The organism is Flavobacterium zepuense (assembly GCF_007097145.1).
GTDB classification, from domain to species: domain Bacteria; phylum Bacteroidota; class Bacteroidia; order Flavobacteriales; family Flavobacteriaceae; genus Flavobacterium; species Flavobacterium zepuense.
The window spans coordinates 1-21934 of record NZ_VJVZ01000008.1 but is presented as its reverse complement, the minus strand read 5'-3'; the positions used below and the strand labels follow the sequence as shown (position 1 = coordinate 21934).

18 protein-coding genes are annotated in these 21934 nt (G+C 43.1%); 13 read left to right on the top strand and 5 right to left on the bottom strand.

Annotated elements, in window-relative coordinates; all coding sequences use genetic code 11:
- Position 1 precedes the first annotated feature (1 nt).
- The 5 genes from FMM05_RS12770 (at position 2) to FMM05_RS12750 (ending at position 6539) form a co-directional block, all read left to right on the top strand.
- Positions 2–1366, top strand: coding sequence for a methylmalonyl-CoA mutase subunit beta (locus tag FMM05_RS12770; protein ID WP_143373784.1), 1365 nt, complete (start codon positions 2–4; stop codon positions 1364–1366).
- Between the two features lie 18 nt (positions 1367–1384).
- Positions 1385–3001 carry a T9SS type A sorting domain-containing protein gene (locus tag FMM05_RS12765; RefSeq protein WP_143373783.1) on the top strand — a complete coding sequence of 539 codons (1617 nt, stop codon included), beginning with the start codon at positions 1385–1387 and terminating at the stop codon, positions 2999–3001.
- Between the two features lie 17 nt (positions 3002–3018).
- Positions 3019–5157, top strand: coding sequence for a methylmalonyl-CoA mutase (gene scpA / locus FMM05_RS12760; protein WP_143373782.1), 2139 nt, complete (start codon positions 3019–3021; stop codon positions 5155–5157).
- Positions 5157–5780 carry a M949_RS01915 family surface polysaccharide biosynthesis protein gene (locus FMM05_RS12755; RefSeq protein ID WP_143373781.1) on the top strand — a complete coding sequence of 208 codons (624 nt, stop codon included), beginning with the start codon at positions 5157–5159 and terminating at the stop codon, positions 5778–5780. Before scpA ends, FMM05_RS12755 begins: the two co-directional genes overlap by 1 nt.
- Positions 5781–5906: 126 nt before the next feature.
- Positions 5907–6539, top strand: a complete 633-nt coding sequence (locus FMM05_RS12750; RefSeq protein ID WP_143373780.1) for a carbonic anhydrase — start codon at positions 5907–5909, stop codon at positions 6537–6539.
- Positions 6540–6585: 46 nt separating this feature from the next.
- Here FMM05_RS12750 and FMM05_RS12745 read toward each other — a convergent pair whose 3' ends face one another.
- Positions 6586–6963, bottom strand: a complete 378-nt coding sequence (locus tag FMM05_RS12745; RefSeq protein WP_143373779.1) for a winged helix-turn-helix transcriptional regulator — start codon at positions 6961–6963, stop codon at positions 6586–6588.
- A 130-nt stretch (positions 6964–7093) separates the two neighbouring features.
- Between FMM05_RS12745 and FMM05_RS12740 the strand changes: the two genes are divergently transcribed.
- The 5 genes from FMM05_RS12740 (at position 7094) to FMM05_RS12720 (ending at position 13527) form a co-directional block, all read left to right on the top strand.
- The gene (locus tag FMM05_RS12740; protein ID WP_143373778.1) at positions 7094–7888 is read left to right on the top strand and encodes an SDR family oxidoreductase; all 795 of its coding nucleotides are present in this window, start codon (positions 7094–7096) and stop codon (positions 7886–7888) included.
- Positions 7889–7989: 101 nt separating this feature from the next.
- Complete coding sequence (locus FMM05_RS12735) at positions 7990–8658, top strand: peptidylprolyl isomerase (protein WP_143373777.1); 669 nt, start codon at positions 7990–7992, stop codon at positions 8656–8658.
- A gap of 207 nt (positions 8659–8865) precedes the next feature.
- On the top strand, positions 8866–10038 hold the full coding sequence (locus FMM05_RS12730; RefSeq protein WP_143373776.1) for a T9SS type A sorting domain-containing protein: 1173 nt from the start codon (positions 8866–8868) through the stop codon (positions 10036–10038).
- A gap of 172 nt (positions 10039–10210) precedes the next feature.
- Positions 10211–12304, top strand: coding sequence for a phosphate acetyltransferase (gene pta, locus FMM05_RS12725; protein WP_143373775.1), 2094 nt, complete (start codon positions 10211–10213; stop codon positions 12302–12304).
- Positions 12305–12324: 20 nt separating this feature from the next.
- On the top strand, positions 12325–13527 hold the full coding sequence (locus FMM05_RS12720; RefSeq protein WP_143373774.1) for an acetate/propionate family kinase: 1203 nt from the start codon (positions 12325–12327) through the stop codon (positions 13525–13527).
- Between the two features lie 185 nt (positions 13528–13712).
- Here FMM05_RS12720 and FMM05_RS12715 read toward each other — a convergent pair whose 3' ends face one another.
- Entirely contained in the window at positions 13713–15131 is a 1419-nt protein-coding gene (locus FMM05_RS12715; protein WP_143373773.1) for a GDSL-type esterase/lipase family protein, read from the bottom strand.
- A gap of 333 nt (positions 15132–15464) precedes the next feature.
- On the opposite strand from FMM05_RS12715, the gene FMM05_RS12710 reads away from it, so the two are divergent.
- Both FMM05_RS12710 and FMM05_RS12705 read left to right on the top strand, forming a co-directional pair.
- The gene (locus tag FMM05_RS12710; RefSeq protein ID WP_143373772.1) at positions 15465–15764 is read left to right on the top strand and encodes an ArsR/SmtB family transcription factor; all 300 of its coding nucleotides are present in this window, start codon (positions 15465–15467) and stop codon (positions 15762–15764) included.
- A 17-nt stretch (positions 15765–15781) separates the two neighbouring features.
- Positions 15782–16888 (top strand): NADH:flavin oxidoreductase, encoded by a 1107-nt coding sequence (locus tag FMM05_RS12705; protein WP_143373771.1) that lies wholly within the window; start codon positions 15782–15784, stop codon positions 16886–16888.
- A 74-nt stretch (positions 16889–16962) separates the two neighbouring features.
- Here the strand turns inward: FMM05_RS12705 and FMM05_RS12700 are convergent, their stop codons facing one another.
- Positions 16963–18426: an AAA family ATPase gene (locus tag FMM05_RS12700; RefSeq protein ID WP_143373770.1), complete on the bottom strand. Its 1464-nt coding sequence runs from the start codon at positions 18424–18426 to the stop codon at positions 16963–16965.
- Positions 18427–18522: 96 nt separating this feature from the next.
- Positions 18523–19641, bottom strand: a complete 1119-nt coding sequence (locus FMM05_RS12695) for a vWA domain-containing protein (protein ID WP_143373769.1) — start codon at positions 19639–19641, stop codon at positions 18523–18525.
- Positions 19642–19837: 196 nt separating this feature from the next.
- On the opposite strand from FMM05_RS12695, the gene FMM05_RS12690 reads away from it, so the two are divergent.
- Entirely contained in the window at positions 19838–20311 is a 474-nt protein-coding gene (locus FMM05_RS12690) for a VOC family protein (RefSeq protein ID WP_143373768.1), read from the top strand.
- A gap of 77 nt (positions 20312–20388) precedes the next feature.
- On the opposite strand, the gene FMM05_RS12685 is transcribed toward FMM05_RS12690, so the two are convergent.
- Positions 20389–21579 (bottom strand): cytochrome-c peroxidase, encoded by a 1191-nt coding sequence (locus tag FMM05_RS12685; protein WP_143373767.1) that lies wholly within the window; start codon positions 21577–21579, stop codon positions 20389–20391.
- Positions 21580–21934: the final 355 nt, after the last annotated feature.

The window sequence follows — 21934 nt, the reverse complement described above, 5'->3', positions numbered from 1 at the left end:
CATGAGCGAAAATCTTTTTGAAGAATTTGGGCCTGTATCCTCTAAATTGTGGAAACAGCAAATACAGTTTGAGCTAAAAGGCGCTGATTATAACGAAGCCCTTGTTTGGGAAAGCCCTGAAGGCATTAAGGTTAAGCCTTTTTACCACATTGATGATGCTAAAGATGCCGCTACACCTAACACAAAAGCCTCTCAGTTTGCCATTTGCCAGGACATTTTTGTTCAGGATGTAGAGAAAAGCAACGCCCGCGCATTAAGCACCCTTAAGCGCGGTGCCGAAGCCATTCGCTTTACCCTTACCAACCCCGATGTAGATGTAAACAAACTATTATCAGGTATTGATAAAGAGGTTTCTGTTTACTTTCATTTAGAATTCATTTCAATCGATTTCGTAAAACAGCTTGATGCTATTGCGAAACAAAATGAGTCGCAGTTTTATGTTCAGCTCGATCCTATAGGCCACCTTGCAAAAGATGGCAACTGGTACGAGGGCTGCGATAATTTTGAAGCGCTAAATACCATAGCCATTGCCTGTACCAACCTCAGTTTTTTAAGTGTAGATGCAAGCCTGTATCAAAATGCGGGGGCAAACATCGTACAGCAAATTGCCTACGCCCTTGCCCATGCCAACGAATATTTTAATCGCATACCTACCCTTTACAGGCCACTTACCATCCAGGTGGCTGTTGGCACCAACTATTTTTTTGAGATCGCAAAACTGCGTGCTTTAAAGCTTCTGTTTGGCTTAATTGCCAAAGAATACGGCCACGAGCATGATTGCCATATTATAGCCCTGCCCACCAAACGCAACAAAACATTGTACGATTATAATGTGAATATGCTGCGCACCACTACCGAGTGCATGAGCGCCATACTGGGTGGCGCAGATGCTGTTATCAACCTGCCGTATGATGCTCTTTACCATAAAAGCAACGAGTTTGGCGACCGTATTGCCCGTAACCAGCTTTTGGTTTTAAAACATGAAAGTTATTTTGATAAGGTTAACAACCCTGCCGACGGATCGTATTATATAGAAGAGCTTACCCAGCAGCTTGCCGATAAAGCCCTTGCGCTCTTCAAAGATATTGAGGCAAACGGTGGCTTTTTAGCCCAGCTTAAAGAAACTACCATTCAGCGTAAAATACATGAAAGTGCTATTAAAGAACAGGAGTTATTTGACAGTGGCAAAGAAATTCTGTTAGGCACCAACAAATACCCTAATAAAGCCGACAGGATGAGCCACGACCTGGAGCTTTTCCCTTTTGTAAAAGCTAACCCACGAAGAACCTTTATAAGCCCTATCATACCAAAAAGGCTGGCCGAAAAAATGGAGCAGGAACGATTAAGTACTGAAGAAAAACCCTAATATAACTCATTAACAATTATGACAAAAAATTACCTTGCCCTTATTTTATGTACACTCTGTAGTATAACAAATTTATTTGCACAAGAACCAGATCCTCAATGGCTTTGGGCACACAGTGCTCCTGCATTACAATCGCAAGGTTCATCTATCACGACAGATACAAGTGGCAATAGTATTGTTGCTGGCTATTTTAGTGGCTCAATCACTATTGGAAGCCAAACTTTTAATGGAAGCAGCTCATCATTTGATACGCCACCCTATATTGCAAAATACGATAATTCGGGTAATGTGGTATGGGCAAAAGCATCTTCTACAGGTTCCGGTGATGTAACCGCAGTACTTACAGATGATAATGACAACATTTATGCTATTGGACATTACACTGGCATTATAACCTTTGGCGACTTTACATTACAGGCTAATGCCAATACTTCTAACATATATATCATTAAAATTGCTGCCGATGGTACTATTTTATGGGGTAAAAATTTCATTGGCGATGGTTTAACCGTAACCGATGCCGCTATAGATGATAATTACCTTTACCTTTTAGGGAGTTACATGGCAAGTTCAGTTACATTTGATACTATAACCCTTGGATCCGGAACAAATTCGGAAGTATATACTTTAAAATGCGATCATGATGGTATAGCTGTTTGGGCGGGACAAATTGGTGGAAATAGCGCGTTAGCATCGTCAAGCATCAGTTTAGACAACCAGGGAAATTTTTATATATCAGGGTCATTATTAAGTTCTCAGATAACTTTAGGAACTGCTACTTATACCAATGCTGGGGAGATAGATATTTTTATAGCAAAATATAATGCAAGTAACCTGTTAGTGTGGGGCACGACCATAGGCGGGCCTACAACAGACTATACGAGTCGTATATCAACTGACAATGAGGGTAATGTGTACGTGCAGATGCAATCTTTCATGCCTGATTTTAATATTGGCAATACAAACTTAACCCCATTTGGGAATTGGGACTGTATACTTACAAAATTCGATACCAATGGTAATATAGTTTGGGCACAACAAATAGGTGGAAGCGGCAATGATACCAATTACGGGGGTGTTATTACAGATCAGGAAGGTAACATATATCTTTCAGGATTTACACCTTCATCTCAATTTACGATTGGCAACACTACACAAACTTTTACTACACCTGTACTATATACATCAAAGTTAAATAACGCAGGTAATTTAATTTGGATTGAAACAGCAACCTCAAATCTTTTAGGTGCAACGTCTCCTACAGAAATGGCGCTTGATGGTGATAATAATTTAATGATTACAGGAATGTATTATTATAACTTAGTAGTAGGTAATATTAACCTACAAAATCAAAATCAGGTTAATATGTTTGTTGCAAAATTAGGCCAAGAAAGTACTTCGGGCATTGCAAGCGTTACAGCTAAAGAAATTAACATCTACCCAAACCCTACAAAAAACATCTTAAACATCCAGTCATTTGACAGCGCTAATTCACAATTCAGCATTACCGATGTTATGGGCAGGCTCGTTAAAAGTGGTACCATCAATAACCAAACTATTGATGTTTCGTCATTACCATCGGGCTTATATATTTTGGCTATCGACGGAAAAAGTACTAAATTCATAAAAGAATAATATTCTTTAGGAATATCATGAACAGAAAAAACCTCCAGCACTTAAAGCTCACGGCTTCTGAAACGGAACTTAAACCTTATACCCCCGAACAGGAACCTTTTGTTACCGCCGAGGGTATTGAGCTTAAAGAAACCTATACCGAGGCCGACACTGAAAATTTAGAACACCTGTATTTTGGAGCCGGTTTTGCACCTAACCTTCGTGGGCCGTATGCCACTATGTACGTGCGCCGCCCATGGACGGTGCGCCAGTATGCCGGTTTTTCTACCGCGCAGGAGAGTAACGCTTTTTACAGGCGCAACCTTGCTGCAGGGCAAAAAGGTCTTTCGGTAGCGTTTGACCTTGCTACACACCGCGGTTACGACAGCGACCATGAACGCGTAGTGGGCGACGTAGGCAAAGCAGGTGTTGCTATTGATAGTGTTGAGGATATGAAGGTGCTGTTTAACCAGATACCGCTGGATGAGATGTCGGTTTCCATGACCATGAACGGTGCTGTGTTACCTATTATGGCATTTTACATAGTAGCTGCCGAAGAGCAGGGCGTTGCGCCAGAACTACTGTCGGGCACCATACAAAACGATATTTTAAAGGAGTTTATGGTGCGTAACACATACATATACCCTCCTGCCCCATCGATGAAAATTATTGCTGATATTTTTGAATTTACCAGCAAAAAAATGCCAAAGTTCAACTCCATAAGTATCTCCGGTTACCACATGCAGGAGGCCGGTGCTACTGCCGATATTGAACTGGCATATACACTGGCCGATGGGCTCGATTACATTCGTACAGGCCTTGCCGCAGGTATGAAGATAGATGAGTTTGCACCGCGCCTGTCCTTTTTCTGGGCTATTGGCATGAATCATTTTATGGAAATTGCCAAAATGCGTGCAGGGCGTATGCTGTGGGCTAAACTGCTGAAACAGTTTAACCCTAAAGATGAAAAATCGCTCGCATTGCGCACCCACTGTCAAACCAGCGGATGGAGCCTTACCGAGCAGGATCCTTTTAATAACGTGGCCCGTACCTGTATTGAGGCGGCGGCAGCAGCCTTTGGTGGTACACAATCATTACACACCAATGCGCTTGATGAGGCTATTGCGCTGCCAACCGATTTTTCGGCGCGCATTGCCCGTAACACACAAATATTTTTACAGGAAGAAACCAAGATAACCAAAACGGTAGACCCCTGGGGAGGCAGTTTTTATGTGGAAAGTCTTACCAACGAGATTGCACAAAAAGCATGGTCGCTTATAGAGGAGGTTGAAGAATTAGGCGGAATGACCAAAGCCATAGAGGCCGGTATCCCCAAATTGCGTATAGAAGAAGCCGCAGCACGCAAACAGGCACGTATAGACAGCGGCCAAGATATTATTGTGGGTGTAAACAAATACCGCCTTAAAAAAGAAGATCCGCTGCATATTTTAGATGTAGATAACCAAATGGTGCGCCGCCAGCAATTAGAGCAGCTGGCCACCATTAAGGCATCCCGCGACAGCGGTAAAGTAAAAGAGAGCCTGGAGCAGCTAACTGCTGCCGCACAACTGGGCACGAGCAATTTACTGGAACTGGCCATTGCAGCCGCGCGCCACAGGGCTACGCTGGGTGAAATTAGCGATGCACTGGAAACAGTTTATGGCAGATACAAAGCACAAATTAAATCGTTTAGCGGAGTGTATAGTAAAGAAATTAAAGACGATGCAAGTTTTGCAAAAGCCAGGCAGTTAGCCGATGATTTTGCAAAGCTTGAGGGCCGCCGCCCACGTATCATGATCGCTAAGATGGGTCAGGACGGGCACGACCGCGGCGCAAAAGTAGTGGCTACAGGCTACGCCGATGTAGGTTTTGATGTAGATATCGGCCCGCTCTTTCAAACGCCGGCAGAAGCCGCTAAACAGGCCGTAGAGAACGATGTACACATACTTGGGGTATCATCATTAGCAGCGGGGCATAAAACCCTTGTGCCGCAGGTTATAGAAGAGCTTAAAAACTACGGGCGCGAAGATATCATGGTAATTGTGGGCGGGGTTATCCCTGCCCAGGATTACCAATATCTTTTTGATGCAGGTGCTGTGGCTGTTTTTGGCCCGGGTACTAAGATAAGCGAAGCAGCCATCCAAATTTTAGAGGTACTTATAAAAGGCTTTGAGTAATGAAATTAGTAAACGTCATACTATTATTTCTATCGGTCAGTTGCTTTGCGCAGGTAAAGACCACGCCGCTAACCAAGGCTACACTTCCACAAAGTATTACGTACCAGGGAAAAATAATCAATGCTGTAAAGTTTAAAGATAGCCACGGTAAAACTATAGTGGTTACCACCGAAACCGGTGAATACCCCAGCAAGGCCGAAGACGATGAATCGTATAGGGATGCCGAATTGTTTGCCTATTGCTATGTTTTAGTTGATGGCTCTTGGAAACAGCAATGGAAAATGTATGACTTTTCTAAAGAATGCCCTGTAGACCTCGAAGCCAATTTTGTAAAAAATACCTTTGCCCTAACCGACCTTGATAAAAATGGCACAGCCGAAGTTTGGCTTATGTATAACACCGGCTGTCACGGCGACCCCAGCCCTATAGCCATGAAAGTTATACTTTACGAAGGCACTAAAAAATATGCCATGCGTGGCACTACCAAAGTACGGGTTAGCGAAACCAAATACGAAGGTGGCGAATATACTTTTGATGAGCCCTTTAAGCAAGCGCCCAAAGTTTTTGAAGAATATGCCATCAAACTTTGGAATAAAAATATTTCAATAGGGTACAACAATTAATGTTCGTTACATTTTAGCCTAAACAATAGTTAAAGATTACTAATTTTTCTTATAATCTTAATTTATTGTAGTCCAAAAAAAATGTAATTCGTATTTTTGAATAACAACTTACAAAATCACATTGCAATGGATATTAAACAGGTCTTTATAAACAATAAAGGGTGGATAGATAAACGCCTTGAGCTTGACAACGATTATTTCACCAAACTATCTGAAGGGCAGGCTCCTGAAATCTTATACATAGGTTGTTCAGACAGCCGTGTTACCGCAGAAGACCTTATGGGCATACAGCCCGGCGAGGCCTTTGTACACCGTAATATTGCCAATATGGTACCTAATACCGACCTGAATGTGATGTCGGTTATAAACTATGCTGTAGCCCACCTTAAGGTAAACCATGTGGTAGTTTGCGGCCATTACAATTGTGGCGGTGTTAAGGCAGCTATGGAACAGGCCGACCTGGGTATACTTAACCCGTGGCTGCGTAACATTAGAGATGTTTACCGTATACACAGCGCAGAACTTGCAACGATTGAGAATGACAACGACCGCTATAACAGGCTTGTAGAACTTAATGTGCAGGAGCAGTGTATAAATGTCATTAAAACTGCCGAAGTACAAAAAGCCATTATACAGCGCGGCCTTACCGTACACGGCTGGATTTTTGACATACACACAGGTACCTTAGTTGACCTTAAAATTGACTTTGAAAAAATAAATGCAGAAATAGCCGAGATTTACCGTATTGATGCTGATTAATCAGCACATTACTAATTTAAAGCCGAACAGTATTGTCCGGCTTTTTTTATAGGGTTATGGTTGCTTTTTCAGGAATAACAGGATCCCACGTGCCGCGCGTTTGCGGATCTTCAATCTGTACGCCCCAGTCATACATAGCCTTTAAAACCGGTATAAGGGTCTTGCCCCTTTCACTAAGCTCGTACTCTACCCTGGGTGGTTTTTCTTTATATTCATACCGCACAATCAAGCCATCCTCTTCCAGCTCCCTAAGCTGCTGGGTTAAAATTTTACGCGAAATATCCGGTATTTGTACCGTTAGCCTGCCAAAGCGAACGTTGCCGCTTATCAGCCTTATTAAGATAATGGGTTTCCACTTACCACCTATATAATTTACAGTGCGCACTACAGCACAGTCAAACGGGTTATTTTGGTATTTTCTCATTGGTTACGTTTATGTTACCACTTTTTTGCCATTAGTTACTCTTTTGTAACCACGCATTTAGGAGGACGTGTGGTGCACCTTAATTTACTTTAGTTTCTTTGTGAAACAAAAGTAATTAAAATTAGATAAAATGGAAAACAATCTTGATTATAACACTGAACTTCAGGGTAAAATAGCCCTTGTAACAGGCGGAACCAAAGGTATTGGCAAAGCAATTGCCGAGAGCCTGTCTCAGGCAGGAGCTACGGTAATAATAACCGCAAGAAATCTCCCAAAAGATGTAAATAAGGCGCATAACTTTATAGCGGCCGATCTTTCTCAAACTGAAATCATTACGAAGTTAGCTAATGAAATAACCGAAAAATTTGGCAGGATAGATATCCTTATTAATAATATGGGTGCAAATACCTTACCGGGTGGAGGATTTAGCACCTTAACCGACGAACATTGGGACGAGGCACTTCAGGTAAATTTATTATCATCGGTACGGTTAGACAGGGCTTTGCTGCCAAATATGTTAGCACAAAAAGCCGGCGTAATTATTCACGTATCATCTACAAGTGGTATGTTTCCTCTTTGGGAAGCCACAATGGCTTACAGCGCGGCTAAGGCAGCACTAAATGCCTATAGCAAAAGCCTTGCAAGCGAAGTCTCGCAACATGGCGTACGCGTAATTACGGTTTCTCCGGGATTGAATAAAACTGAGGCTATGTCGGCATTTTTAGAAGACCTTGCTAATAAAGCCGGTATTACTATGGAGGAGATGACACAAAACCTGATGGCCAGGGTGGGCGGAATACCGCTTGGAAGAATGGCAGAGCCCGAAGAAACCGCGGCGTTAGTACGCTTTCTTGTATCGCCAAGGGCATCATATATTACGGGGGCTAATTATGCAATAGATGGCGGTAACTTTCCTGTTGTTTAAACTGTTGTTGATCGTACTTTTTATAATCCCTTTTGCGCAGGCAGGAGGGATTGTTATTTTATAATGAGTAATAATCCACCGCTTTTCCTAAATTTGCTGTTATGAGAAAATCACTATTGCTTTTAGCCGGTATATTGCTGTTTTGGATAAACGCTGCTGCCCAAAAAACCAACCAATATGTAAAGCTTGAAACACCACAAGGCTGGTGTGTTATTAAACTGTATAACGAAACACCCGTGCACCGCGATAACTTTATAAAGCTGGTTAAAAGTGGCTATTTTAACGCTACTACTTTTAACCGTATACTTAAAAATTTTGTGATACAGGGTGGCGATGCCGACTCCCTTTATGAAAAGCCACACGTGCTTAAGCCAGAGCAAAAATGGCTTGCGCCGGAGTTTAACACTAAACTGTACCACAAACGTGGCGTGGTGGCTATGGGCCGTGATGATAACCCTGAGCAATCCTCATTCGCTACGCAATTTTATATCGTGGATGGTACTCCCCGTACCTCAGGAAAATTAGACACTATTGCCAATAAATATAAGATCAATTTTACCGACGAGCAACGCAAAACCTATCAGGAAGTTGGCGGCACCCCGCACCTTGACCAGCATTATACCATTTTTGGCGAAATTGTAAAGGGAATCGACCTTATCGATAAAATTACCGCTGTTAAAGTAGATAAGAACGGTAATCCAGATTCGCCCGTTTGGATGAAGCTTACCCTATTAAAACCTAAAGACGCAGAGAAACTCCTTAAAGAGTAGCCTACCCCTACCTAATTTCAATTTTCAACGAAACCGTTCATACTATTCCTTTCAATCAAAGGAAGACCAATCGACACGTTTTGTATAAAATTTGAAACGTATTAACCACCACCCGATTCTAAATCAATTTAATTTTGAAAACGTTGTAGTTGCTAAAAATGACAGCGCAGCAAAAAACAAATCAAACTAATTTAAATTACGAATCGGATGAAAAAACTTACTATTTTAACGTTACTCTTATGCCTTAGTGCCTTTACTGCCTTTGCAGTTAACGTGCCCCCGGGAACCAATAACCTACAGGCCGCCATTAACAGCGCCAGCCCCGGTGCAACCCTAAACCTGCAGGCGGGAACGTACTATATATCGTCTACCGTTACGCTCAATAAAGCCATTACCATTCAGGGTGTAGGGTTGGCTACAATTATCCAAAAGACAAACGGTGCCAGTACCGATGTTGCCGCTTTTGTAATACAGGATGGTGTAAACGGCTGCACATTGCGCGACTTCAGGCTTTTGGGCCAAGATCAGGGCGGGCCCGGTATCATGGTATTTTCAGATAACAACCATCTTATAAACATAAACGTATCTGATTGCGGCAACAACAGCGCTAACGGCCCGGGAAGCTGGAGGTCGGGCATTTTGCTTGACGGCGCTGCACATACCGAACTTACCAGTATTACATCGCACCACAACAGCTGGGTGGGTATCTCTCAAAACAACAGCCCGGAAACATCAATAACCTCAGCCGATTGCTTTTTAAATCATGGTGAAGGCCTTACGATTGACCTTGGTAGCGATAACTGTATTGTACGCAACTCGCTGTTCAACGAAAATAACGTAAGCAACCGTGGCGTGGGCGGTATAGGTATTGATGATGTAAACGGTGCCGATATACAGTACTGTACTATTAACGATACGCATAACCTGCACGGTATTACTTTCCAAAACAATGTGGGCGGCGAAGATGGCTGTATCATTACCCACAACACAATAAACAACAGCGCCCAGGATGGCGTGCACATTAGGAACTGCCAGTTTGCCGTAACCAATACCACTATAGACCTTAACAACTACAGCGGTAACGGCGGGGCTAATGTAGTATGGGAATGCCAGCCATTAACAGCCGGGCTTGCAGATGTTAGCCAAAACCTTGCCTTAAAAGTGTTTCCTAATCCGGCATCTCAGTTTGTTTCTTTAGATATGGGTATAAATGCCGGTGCGTACACTTTTGAACTATTTTCGCTTTCGGGGCAATCAATTTTATTTGTTGAAAAGCAAGGAAATGCTCAAATTGATATTTCATCGTTAAGCAAAGGCTTATACCTGTATAAAGTTCGGTATACAGCGGGTATGGCAACAGGCAGGCTGGTTGTAAACTAATACCAAAAATTATACTTTTAATAACCCGCAGCTTTATAAGCTGTGGGTTATTTTTATATCTATATATCCCGCTCAAGTGACTGCACTTTTTGCTAACTTCCTATACATTTTAACCCCTCCCCATTAATTTTATGCCTAATTTTGTTACACAACTCCGCATAAAATACACCTGATGATAAAGACCGTTTTTATAGCCAGTACCGAAGCGCACAGTGGTAAATCCATTGTTTCTATCGGGCTGGTAAATATGTTATTGGGTAAAGCCCAGAAAATAGGTTACTACAAGCCCATCATTACCAATAACCAGTTCGAAAAAAAAGACAACCATATAGATGCTATCTTAAAGCACTTTGCCCTGCCCATGACGTATGAGGATACCTATGCCTTTACGTGGCAACAGGCCATGCAGCAAATGGAAACCGAAAGCCAGGGCGAGATTATCGATACCATCATCCGAAAGTTTAAGTACCTGGAAAACAATTATGATTTTACGATTGTAGAGGGTACCGATTATTTGGGCGAAGGATCGGCCTTTGAGTTTGAAATTAATGTACAGATAGCCAAGAACCTGCGTGCCCCGGCCATTATTGTGATATCGGGCGAAGGAAAGTCTACTGCACAGGTGGTAAACGGCGCCTTAACGGCCATGCACAACTTTGATGCCCGCGAAATACAGGTGCTTGCCGTTGTAGCCAACCGCGTTAAGCACGAAAGCGTTAAGGATGTGGAAGACCTTTTAAAACAGCAGCTTCCGCCGGATGTACTGCTGGCAATTATACCCGAAGACCGCAGCCTGCAAAACCCTACCATGAGGGAAATCTTTAACAAGCTAAACGGTAAACTGCTTTTTGGCGAAGACCAGCTGGATAACCAAGCCGATAACTTTGTTACCGGCGCTATGCAGGTGCCCAACTTTTTAAATTACATTAAAGAAAATGTAGTTATCATAACCCCCGGCGACCGTGGTGACATCATCATAAGCGCATTGCAGGCTAATTTATCTACCAATTATCCTAAAGTAGCGGGCATTATACTAACCGCAGGTTATGAGCCCGAAGAACCCATAACAAAGCTTATTAACGGCTTGCAGAACATCATGCCCATTATTGCGGTGGAGGCAGGAACTTTCCAGACCAGTAACGAGGTTGGTGCCATACGCTCTAAGATAACCCCTGATAATACCAAGAAAATTCAGCTTGCCATAGATACCTTTAACCGCTGCATTAACACTGCCGAACTGGATAAACGCATTGTAACCTCCAAGCAATCGGGTATTACGCCGCGCATGTTTCAGTACCAGCTTACCGAGTGGGCTAAAAGTTCTAAAAAACACATTGTACTGCCTGAGGGTAAAGACGAGCGCATCCTTAAGGCGGCCGCAAGGCTTGTGAGCCAGGGTATCGTGAACCTTACCCTACTGGGCGACGTTACCGAGATTACCACGATAACAAACCGTTTGGGCATAGATTTAGATCCTGCTGCCGTGCGTATCATCAATCCGGCAGATGACGTGTATTATAACGACTATGTGGAAACGCTTTATGAGCTGCGCAAAACCAAGAACGTAAACATGGAAATGGCGCGCGACCTCATGACCGATGTATCGTACTTTGGCACTATGATGGTGTACAAAGGCCACGCCGACGGTATGGTGTCGGGCGCGGTGCATACCACCCAGCATACTATAAGGCCTGCGTTGCAGTTTATTAAGACCAAACCGGGCATATCGGTAGTATCATCCATATTTTTTATGTGCCTGCCCGATAGGGTCTGCATTTTTGGCGACTGCGCCGTTAACCCCAACCCTACCGCAGAGCAACTAGCGGAGATTGCCATATCATCTGCAGAGAGCAGCGAGCGCTTTGGCATAGAGCCAAGGGTGGCCATGCTTTCGTACTCGTCGGGCACTTCGGGTGAAGGGGCGGACGTAGAGAAAGTGCGCCGTGCTACGGAGATCGTTAAGCAAAAACGCCCCGACTTAAAGGTAGAAGGCCCTATACAATATGATGCCGCCGTAGACCCCGTGGTGGGCAGCAGCAAACTACCGGGATCTGAAGTGGCGGGGCAGGCCAGCGTGCTTATCTTCCCCGACCTTAATACCGGTAACAATACCTATAAGGCGGTGCAGCGTGAAACCGGCGCCCTTGCCATCGGCCCAATGCTACAGGGGCTAAATAAACCCGTTAACGACCTTAGCCGCGGCTGTACCGTAGATGACATCTTCAATACCGTTATCATTACAGCCATACAGTGTCAGGACAATTAAAAACCATAAACCCATCTTAAGTGAATATTTTTGTAATCAATTCCGGCAGCAGTTCTATTAAATACCAGTTATTTACCATGCCCTCTACACAGCCTGTTTGTACCGGCCTTGTAGAGCGTATAGGCCAGGACGGCGCCACCATTACCCATAAAACCTTTGCCGGTAAAGAAACATCTAACACCTTTACCCTTACTATTCCGGATCATGCCACAGGCCTTAATAAAGTAAATGAGCTGCTTACCGATCCTGAATTTGGCGTTATTAAAAACACCGATGAAATTACCGTGGTGGGCCACCGCATTGTTCATGGCGGCGAGGCATTTTCTACCACTACTGTAATAACCCCTGAGGTTAAGGAAGAACTCAAGAAAACCTTTCAGCTGGCACCCCTGCACAACCCACCGGGGTACCTGGGTGTGGAAGTAGCCGAAAAGATCTTTAAAAATGCGGCACAGGTGGCAGTGTTTGATACGGCTTTTCATCAAACCATGCCGGCACACGCCTACAGGTTTGCGTTGCCAAACACGTATTATACCGACCACAACATACGCAGCTATGGCTTTCACGGCACCAGCCACAAATATGTATCTGAGCAGGCCAATGCTTATTTAAGCAAAGCCGATAGTAAATTGATATCAATTCACCTGGGTAATGGATGCAGCATTACGGCTATTAAAAACGGGCTATCTATAGATACGAGCATGGGCTTTGGCCCGCTTAGCGGACTGATAATGGGCACCCGTACTGGCGATATTGACCCTACTGTGGTATTTTACCTTATAAATACATTAGGGTATGATATAGAGCAGGTAAGCAACCTGCTAAACAAACAAAGCGGTATGCTGGGGCTTACCGGCTTTAGTGATATGCGCGATATTACCAAAGCCATGAACGAGGGCGATGAAAATGCTAAACTGGCATACCATCTGTATGCCTACCGCATTAAAAAATACATTGGCTCCTACACCGCTGCCCTTAATGGCCTTGATGCCATTATTTTTACAGCAGGCGTGGGTGAAAATGATGCCCTGGTACGCCAGCTGGTTTGCGAAGACATGGACTACCTGGGCATACAATTAGACAACAACCTCAACAGCACACGCAAGCCGGGCTTACGCGAAATTAATACGCCACAATCTAAAGTAAAAATACTGGTAATACCTACCAACGAAGAACTGGAGATCGCAGAGCAATGCTATAATCTTATTAACAGCGCGCTGTAATATTAAATACAAAAAACCGCCTTGGTAAAAATGACACCCAGGCGGTTTTTATATACCTAAGTTTGTTATTAGGTTGGCGAGGCACTTCTTTAAAATATCGTAGTGGCTTTGATGCGAATCTCGAACTCCAAAAGTGAAATATTAAGCCTTTTTTTTGATAATCTTCCATCTAAAATTAAATCACCCTAATTTGCAATAGAAACCCTTTTTGTAACCGTGTTGTGTACTTTTACTGTATAAATACCTGGTGCAAGATTTGTAACCGGAATGGTAGCCTTTGGCTTATTGATGTTATTCTCAGAGTAAACCATTGCCCCTAAAGTATTGAATATCTGAACTTCACCTAAATTTTCGGCCCATGTACTCTCAACTGTAATGACCGATCTTGCCGGTGAAGGATAAATAAGAAAATCATTGGTATCGGCAACAAACTCAGGCGATGATAACACATTAACTGCTAAAGGGTTAGACATAACCCTATCCTCATTATCCTCATTCAGTTTAATCAGCACACTATAGTTGCCACTTGCCTCAGCTTCATGGGTTTGCCCGGTTGCACCCTCTATCTTAACGCCCTCCTTATACCACTGGTAACCAATGGCTGCCGGAGCAGTAAGGGTATTTTGGTTATTTGTAATGTTTACCTGCGGCATAAGTATAAGATCTGCAACCTTTTGCGCAATCAATAAGCCGCCGCTTTCACCGGGATGCACACCATCCGGAAAGGCAGACGGGGTATCTTTACTGGCATCGAAGACATCAATGACCGACACGCCTGTTTCATTTGCAACAGTCACAATATCAGGCCTTATATCACTTGCCAGCCTGGTTTCGTTAATATCAAATGCACTACTAAAGGCCTTTGGCGGTAAAGCAATGAAAATGCGGGGGTTAGACGGCAAATTCTGCAACTGGTTTATCATTGTTTTGTAATTGTCAATAAAATTTGATCCCAGAGCATCCCACGTAATCTGCCTTGAGTCATTGGTTCCCAGCATGATAACTATAATATTGGGTTCGCTGTTAACAGCATTAGAATAGTTTGCATTAGTTATGTACGATGCACCGCTATTAAATAATAGCGTCTTTCCGCTGGAACCATAATTAGTAGCAGTATAACCATCTGGCAATAAGTCCTGTAACCTTGCCGGATAACTGTAAACACCAGGATTACTAAGGCTATATCCATACGTAATGCTATCGCCCATACATGCCACTTTAATAGTGTCCGAAGGTTGCAATGCTACCGTAGCAGTGCTTATAGTAACTCCATCAGAGGCTCTTGCTGTAACTGTGTAATAGTAAAGGGTATCGTTGATAAGCCCATCGTCAAAACAAAAATTACCGGTAAGGCTTTGCTGCACAACAACATAAGAGCCACCCGGCATTATTGATCGTTGTACGGTATAGCTAACATTGTCGGCGGCTCCCTCCCACTGTAAAAGGACTTCGCCCCTTCCCGCTATACCTTTCAATTGAAGCTGTTCAACAGAATAGCAAGTAGTTAAAAATGGATTATTTGGACTGGAATTTGCAAAAGTGGCATACGAAGTGAAAAAGCAGGCAAGTAATAGTAATGAAGTGAGTATTTTTTTAGCATTCATAATAAAAAAAGGTATTTTGTAGTCATAATTGGGTAAACCTGCTACAATGTTAATGATTTTGGCATTGTAAGTGTGGTTTGTTCAACTAAAATAAAATAGGAAATGCGATAATCAATCTAAAATTTTCATAAAAATATCTTAACACCTTAACTATATCGTTTTAGCTTAAGGTGAATCTTATATTCATTAATTAAATAAATTTGATAGTTAAGACTTTACACGTTGATAATACACCAATATCTCATTATCAATCAACTACGCTATACTCTTGTATAGTAATCTTTTAACAAGACAAATCTATATATCGGGAAAAACCGATATAACTTTGCTCCCATGGAACAGGTTGATATTTTTAAAGCTTTATCTAACAAAACACGCCTACAGATACTGGAGTGGCTAAAAGACCCGGAAACAAGTTTTCCTGAACAGAAAGCTAACGGGTATGCAAACGGTGTATGCGTAGGGCAAATACAGGCCAAGGCCGGGCTTACGCAGTCTACCGTTTCCGACTATTTGTCGGTGTTGCAACGTGCCGGCTTTGTTACATCTACCCGCATGGGGCAATGGACATATTACAAGCGCAATGAAGAAGCTTTTGAACACCTGAGCACCTTGATTAAATCGGCTCTATAATTAAAATTGAATAAAAAATGAGTACACAAAGTTTGTTTACCCCCTTTACTTTAAAGACATTAAACTTAAAAAACCGCATAGTAATGGCGCCCATGACGCGCGCTTTTTCACCTGATGGCATACCAACCGATAAGGTTGCGGCATATTACCAAAAAAGGGCCGAAGGCGAAGTGGGATTAATACTATCCGAAGGTACGGTTATAAACAGGCCGTCTTCTTCTTACGATAAAAACGTACCTAACTTTCACGGCGAGCAGGCGCTTAACGGCTGGCAAAATGTGATAGCCGGCGTACACAAAGCCGGTGGGCAAATGGGCCCGCAAATTTGGCACATGGGTATTATGGATAACCACCACAGCGGTTGGCTGCCCCCTACCCCTTTTGAAGGCCCCTCAGGGCTTAACAGGCCGGGCTTTAATAACGGTAACACCATGACCCAAAAAGATATAGACGATACTATCGCCGCTTTTGGACAGGCTGCTGCTGATGCCCAAAGGCTGGGTTTTGACTGTATAGAAATCCACGGGGCGCACGGGTACCTTATTGACCAGTTTTTTTGGGAAGGCACTAACGAGCGTACCGATATCTATGGTGGTAAAACCCTTGCTGAGCGCACACGTTTTGGTGTAGAAGTAGTTAAAGAAATAAGGAGGCGCGTAGGTAACGACTTTGCCATTATTATAAGGGTATCGCAGTTTAAACCATCGCATTACGATTATAAACTGGCTAAAACTCCACAGGAAATGGAAACATGGCTTACGCCGCTTGCCGATGCCGGTGTAGATATCTTTCATTGTTCGCAGCGCCGTTTTTGGGAGCCTGAGTTTGAAGGGTCTGACCTTAACTTTGCCGGATGGGGTAAAAAACTAACGGGCAAAGCCACTATTACTGTAGGATCTGTTGGGTTAACAGGCGATTTCTTTGGTGCCTTTGCAGGCGAAAGCTCGCAGCCGAGTTCTTTAGATGAATTGACGAGGAGGTTAGACAGGGGCGATTTTGACCTTGTTGCCGTAGGCAGGCCTATTCTTGCCGACCCAAACTGGGTTAAAAAAATTAAAGCAGGTCAAACCGATGCTCTTAAAGGCTTTAGCAAAGAAGCTCTTGGCGAACTTATCTTAGAATAATAATCCTGCAATATCTTTAAATTAAAACGGCTTCCAGATATCTGAGGAAGCCGTTTTTTATTTAGATCATTAAATTACAGTTTGCTAATGTAGCTGCCGTAAATATCTTTAAACTGGTAGCCTTCGGTAAAGCGGTCTTTACTCAGTTTTTTATTTTCAGATAATCCCCAAAGGATAAACTCCTTTAAAAAGTATTGGTCTTCGGCTGGTGTATCAGGCTGGTATTTAAGCATCAGTTGCTTAAGCGGGATGATGCTGTCCAATTGTTTTTTATACTCCACATCGGTAGCATCGTCCAGCAATTCAAAACCACTTTCGTTAAAAAACCAGTCTATCAGTTCTTGGTACGGCGTTTTTTCGTTAGGTTTTTCGAGTTTTTCGATCTTAGGGAAGTAATCGGGGAAGATGGTTTTAATGGCATTGCCTATTAAATGTTCGGCCACCACAGCGGCGCCCTCCTGCTCCCCTTCATAAACCAGTTCTACCTTACCGGTAATGGCCGGGATTATACCCACAAAATCGGTTAAACGCACCGTAGTGCTCTCAGCACCCGATCGTAATGCACGCCTTTCGGCAGTACTCAGCAGGTTCTCAAAAGCGGTGATGCTCATACGGGCGCTCACACCACTCTTGTAATCTATAAATTCGCTCTCGCGGGCTTCAAAACCTATTTGCTCTAATATATCTTTGGCTAAAGAGGGTACATGTATTACGTCGCTCTGGCGGCCGTCAAGGTTGGCTTCCTGCTCTGTAATAGTCCTTGCAATTTTAACCGTTTCGGGGTAATGCGTAAGTATTTGCGACCCTATCCTGTCTTTAAGCGGCGTTACAATACTGCCACGATTGGTGTAATCTTCCGGGTTTGCAGTAAATACAAACTGAAGGTCTAACGGCATACGCACTTTAAACCCACGTATTTGTATATCGCCCTCCTGCAGGATGTTAAACAACGCTACCTGTATGCGCGCCTGTAAATCGGGCAGCTCATTAATAACAAAAATACAGCGGTTGGCACGCGGAATCATACCAAAGTGTATAACGCGGTCATCAGCATAGGATAGTTTGAGGTTAGCAGCCTTAATAGGATCTATATCGCCTATAAGGTCGGCCACAGTTACATCGGGCGTAGCCAGTTTTTCATAAAAGCGGTCGTTGCGGTGCAGCCAGCTAATTGGTGTATCATCGCCTTTTTCCTCAATAAGGTTTTTAGCGTAGCGCGAAATAGGCTTTAATGGGTCATCGTTAATCTCAGATCCTTCTACAAACGGGATATACTCATCCAGCAAATTAACCATAAGGCGCGCCAGCCTGGTCTTTGCCTGGCCGCGTAGTCCTAAAAGGTTAATATTGTGGCGTGATAGTATAGCACGCTCCAGCTCCGGTATTACGGTATTTTCAAAACCCCAAACACCTTCAAAAACCGTTTCGCCTTTGCTTATTTTGGTTCTAAGGTTTTGCCTTAATTCGTCTTTAATGTTTATGCTTTTATAACCTGCAGCTTTTAGCTGCCCTAAAGTCTTTGTATTTTGTGTGTCCATGTATGTGTCTAAAGTTTAAAAAGTCAAATGTCGAACGTCTGCCGTCCCGTATCTATTATCTTTGGTTTATTATCTATTATCTCAAGTCTCAGCTTCTTACTTCACCCTCTTCTTCCTGTTGGTTTCATAATCTTCAAAGATCATCTCGCCCAAGCCTTTTAAGCCCGTGTAAAATGCCTTGCCCTGGTTAGCCTCGGTAAAACGGTTTACAAAGCGTTGCAGGTAAGGGTCACTCGCAATCATAAATGTTGTAATAGGTATGTGTAGCTTGCGCGCCTGTGCTGCCATGGTGTAGCACTTATCGGTAATATATTCGTCCAGCCCATTACTGTTCATGTAATATGAGCCGTCTTTTTCCTTTACGCAGCTCGGCTTCCCGTCAGTTATCATAAATATCTGCTTGTTGGTGTTACGCCTTCTGCGCAGCATATCCATAGCCAGTTCCAGCCCCGCAACGGTATTGGTATGAAAAGGCCCTACCTGTAAATAAGGCAGATCTTTAACCGCTATAGGCCATGCATCATTACCAAAAACCAATATCTCTAAGGTGTCTTTAGGGTAACGTGTAGTAATAAGCTCGGCAAGGGCCATAGCTACCTTTTTAGCGGGGGTTATACGGTCTTCGCCATACAATATCATACTGTGGCTTATATCTATCATAAGCACCGTACTCATCTGTGCCTTAAACTGGGCATCCTCTACCACGAGGTCGTTCTCGGTAAGCATAAAGCTGTCTACCCCATTATTAACCTGGGCGTTCTTCAGGCTTTCCGTAAGGGATATCCTGTCCAGCCCATCGCCAAAATGGTATTCCCTAAACTCACCGGTATGCTCGTCGCCACTACCGCTGTACTTGGTTTTATGGTTGCCCGAACCGCTCTTTTTAAGGTTGCCAAAAATTTGCTTGAGTGCCTGCTGCCGTATCGACTGCTCTGTTTTGGCGGTAATTTTCATGCCGCCGGTGCCGTCGTCTTTAACTTCGTCTTTTATGTAACCTTTCTTCTTAAGGTCTTCAATAAAATCATCAATAGTATAATTCTTATCGATAAGCTTATATTCTTTATCCAGCTCGCGGAGCCAGTCTAAAGCTTCATCTAAATCGCCTGAAGTATGGGTTATTAACTCGGTAAATATTTCGAAGAGTTTGTCGAACGGAGACACATTTGGGGCTTCATATTTCTTAAATATAAACCCTTTTTTCTTGTTTGTTTCCATGACCTTAAATTTATTACATAATACAATTGGTACAGCGCAAATATGTAATAATTTTTAGTTAAAACAGGCCGCCGTAAATGCCCAATTTTGTAGATTATAGCCTGCTATCCTGTTAAGCCCCTTAAGTTGTCGCGCATGCACCCTACCGTTACCCGTTGTATTTATTAACTTTGATAACAAACAAAAACAGACGATTATGCAAAAAATAACACCATGCCTTTGGTTTAACGGAAGAGTAAACGAGGCACTTGAACTGTACAAAAAAGTATTCAGCGATTTTAAAGTTAAGCAAATATCGCATTATGGCGAAGCTGGGCCTATGGAGCCGGGAAGTATTATGACGGCCGTTTTTGAGATTTTTGGGCAGGAGTTCATGATACTTAACGGCGGGCCGAATTACCATTTTACCGAGGCGGTATCATTTACTATTCATTGCAAAGATCAACACGAAGTAGACCATTACTGGGACGGGCTTACCGCAAATGGCGGGCAGGAAAGCCAGTGCGGATGGCTTAAAGACGCGTTTGGGCTTTCGTGGCAAATTGTGCCCGATGCGCTGGTTGAACTTATGACCCGTAAAGATCCTGAAAAAGGCCAGAAAGTTATGCAGGCCATGATGCAGATGAAAAAAATTGACATTGCAACGTTAGAGCAGGCTTACAACAGTTAGCACTTAATATACCAATCGGTATAAAGTAGATCCTGACTTAAAAGGGCACTTAAAATATACCGTTTGGTATATTTAAACTATAAATGCTGGTTGATAAAGGGATCTGAGAATTTTACTTCAGAGAAAACTGTTGTATCGGTTAGCGTCATTAAAAATGCTACTAAGGCGTTTTTATCAGCCTGGCTAAGGTTTAATTGCCTTGGCAGGCCATCATTACCACGCAATGTTGCGGCAAGGTTTGGATGGTTCTTTACGCCGCTATTATAATGCTCTACTACATGGGCTAAATTTGTAAAGCGCGAATCGTGCATGTAAGGCCCTGTAAGTGCTATATTTCTTAGGGTAGGAATTTTAAAAGCACCTCTTTGCTGAGGGTTTTGTGAGATTTCAAAAGCGCCTAAATCAGTCGTAGATGTTGCATCTAACCCATTGTTTTGAGGCCCGCCATTAAGGCTTACAAAAGCCTCTGTGGTATGGCAGGCAAAGCAGTTAACGCCGCCTTCGTTATATGGTTTTAAAAAAAGTTCCTTGCCCCTGTTCTCTGCCGCGCTAAAATTAGGGAAAGGGTCGCGCATATTTGCAACCTGAGCCCTTCCGGTATCATATTTAGAATGGTAGCTTACCATGCTCCTTATAAATTGCGATAGCGCTTTTGCGATAAGATTGTTTGTAGCATGGCTATTGCCAAATGCCGCTGTAAACAACTTAGCATAATATGATTGCGATGCCACTCGCTGCGATATTTCATCCAGCGTTAAGCCCATTTCGGTATGGTCTAATATGGGCATTAGTACCTGATCCTCTAACGTATTGGCACGCTCGTCATAAAAGAAATGTCCCCGTTGATAATAACGCGTATTAAACATGGTCATAGAATTCCTCCGTGTAGGTGTACCTAAAATGCCATGGCTAAACGGGCTGGAATCGGCAAATGCTTTTTCCTGCCTGTGGCACGAACCGCAGGCTGTAGAATTATTAGAACTAAGGTTTTTATCATAAAAAAGTACCCTGCCTAATGTTGCACCGGCATCGGTAATTGGGTTTGATGCCGGTGTGTTGTCAATGCCATTTACCGAACTTGGTAGTGTACCTGAATCGTTTATAAAGAAATAATCGGGTATATCCTGGTTGCTATAGTTATACGGCTCTTCCGGCAGGTTAATTATATTTGATACAGGTGCTGTAGGTACAGGCTTGTAATCAGGCCCATCGTCCGAACATGATGCGAACGCCAACAATAATATAAAAAAACAGTAATGGTATTTCATAGCAACGGGTAAGGTTACAAAGTCTTGCGCTCCTTTATACAGCAAAGGTAGCAGATGTATACGATGATTTTTTATAATCAGTTTGTTTTAACACCTGGTTATTTGTATAAATTATCTCCGTAGAGACGCAATGCTTTGCGTCTCCCTATCAACTACCGTATTACGCCAGACGCAAAGCATTGCGTCTCTACCCATAAACAAACAACCCCGCGTGAAAACGTGGGGTTGTTTGTTTATTAATTGTATTCTGTTGCAGTGTTACCTTTTCAGGGTAAAGTGTGCTTTAAATTCTTTGGTCACCGCCCCTTCAGGGTAGGTTATGGTAAACCAGTAGTCGTCTGACGGTACCGGGTTG

Bases quoted from the DNA above. Each gene is read 5' to 3' on its own strand.
- FMM05_RS12770 (WP_143373784.1), top strand. From the start codon at position 2: ATGAGCGAAAATCTTTTTGAAGAATTTGGGCCTGTATCCTCTAAATTG.
- FMM05_RS12690 (WP_143373768.1), top strand. From the start codon at position 19,838: ATGCAAAAAATAACACCATGCCTTTGGTTTAACGGAAGAGTAAACGAG.
- FMM05_RS12705 (WP_143373771.1), top strand. From the start codon at position 15,782: ATGAGTACACAAAGTTTGTTTACCCCCTTTACTTTAAAGACATTAAAC.
- FMM05_RS12700 (WP_143373770.1), bottom strand. From the start codon at position 18,426: ATGGACACACAAAATACAAAGACTTTAGGGCAGCTAAAAGCTGCAGGT.
- FMM05_RS12740 (WP_143373778.1), top strand. From the start codon at position 7,094: ATGGAAAACAATCTTGATTATAACACTGAACTTCAGGGTAAAATAGCC.
- FMM05_RS12735 (WP_143373777.1), top strand. From the start codon at position 7,990: ATGAGAAAATCACTATTGCTTTTAGCCGGTATATTGCTGTTTTGGATA.
- FMM05_RS12710 (WP_143373772.1), top strand. From the start codon at position 15,465: ATGGAACAGGTTGATATTTTTAAAGCTTTATCTAACAAAACACGCCTA.
- FMM05_RS12745 (WP_143373779.1), bottom strand. From the start codon at position 6,963: ATGAGAAAATACCAAAATAACCCGTTTGACTGTGCTGTAGTGCGCACT.
- FMM05_RS12730 (WP_143373776.1), top strand. From the start codon at position 8,866: ATGAAAAAACTTACTATTTTAACGTTACTCTTATGCCTTAGTGCCTTT.
- FMM05_RS12695 (WP_143373769.1), bottom strand. From the start codon at position 19,641: ATGGAAACAAACAAGAAAAAAGGGTTTATATTTAAGAAATATGAAGCC.
- FMM05_RS12755 (WP_143373781.1), top strand. From the start codon at position 5,157: ATGAAATTAGTAAACGTCATACTATTATTTCTATCGGTCAGTTGCTTT.
- FMM05_RS12765 (WP_143373783.1), top strand. From the start codon at position 1,385: ATGACAAAAAATTACCTTGCCCTTATTTTATGTACACTCTGTAGTATA.
- FMM05_RS12715 (WP_143373773.1), bottom strand. From the start codon at position 15,131: ATGAATGCTAAAAAAATACTCACTTCATTACTATTACTTGCCTGCTTT.
- scpA (WP_143373782.1), top strand. From the start codon at position 3,019: ATGAACAGAAAAAACCTCCAGCACTTAAAGCTCACGGCTTCTGAAACG.
- FMM05_RS12750 (WP_143373780.1), top strand. From the start codon at position 5,907: ATGGATATTAAACAGGTCTTTATAAACAATAAAGGGTGGATAGATAAA.
- pta (WP_143373775.1), top strand. From the start codon at position 10,211: ATGATAAAGACCGTTTTTATAGCCAGTACCGAAGCGCACAGTGGTAAA.
- FMM05_RS12685 (WP_143373767.1), bottom strand. From the start codon at position 21,579: ATGAAATACCATTACTGTTTTTTTATATTATTGTTGGCGTTCGCATCA.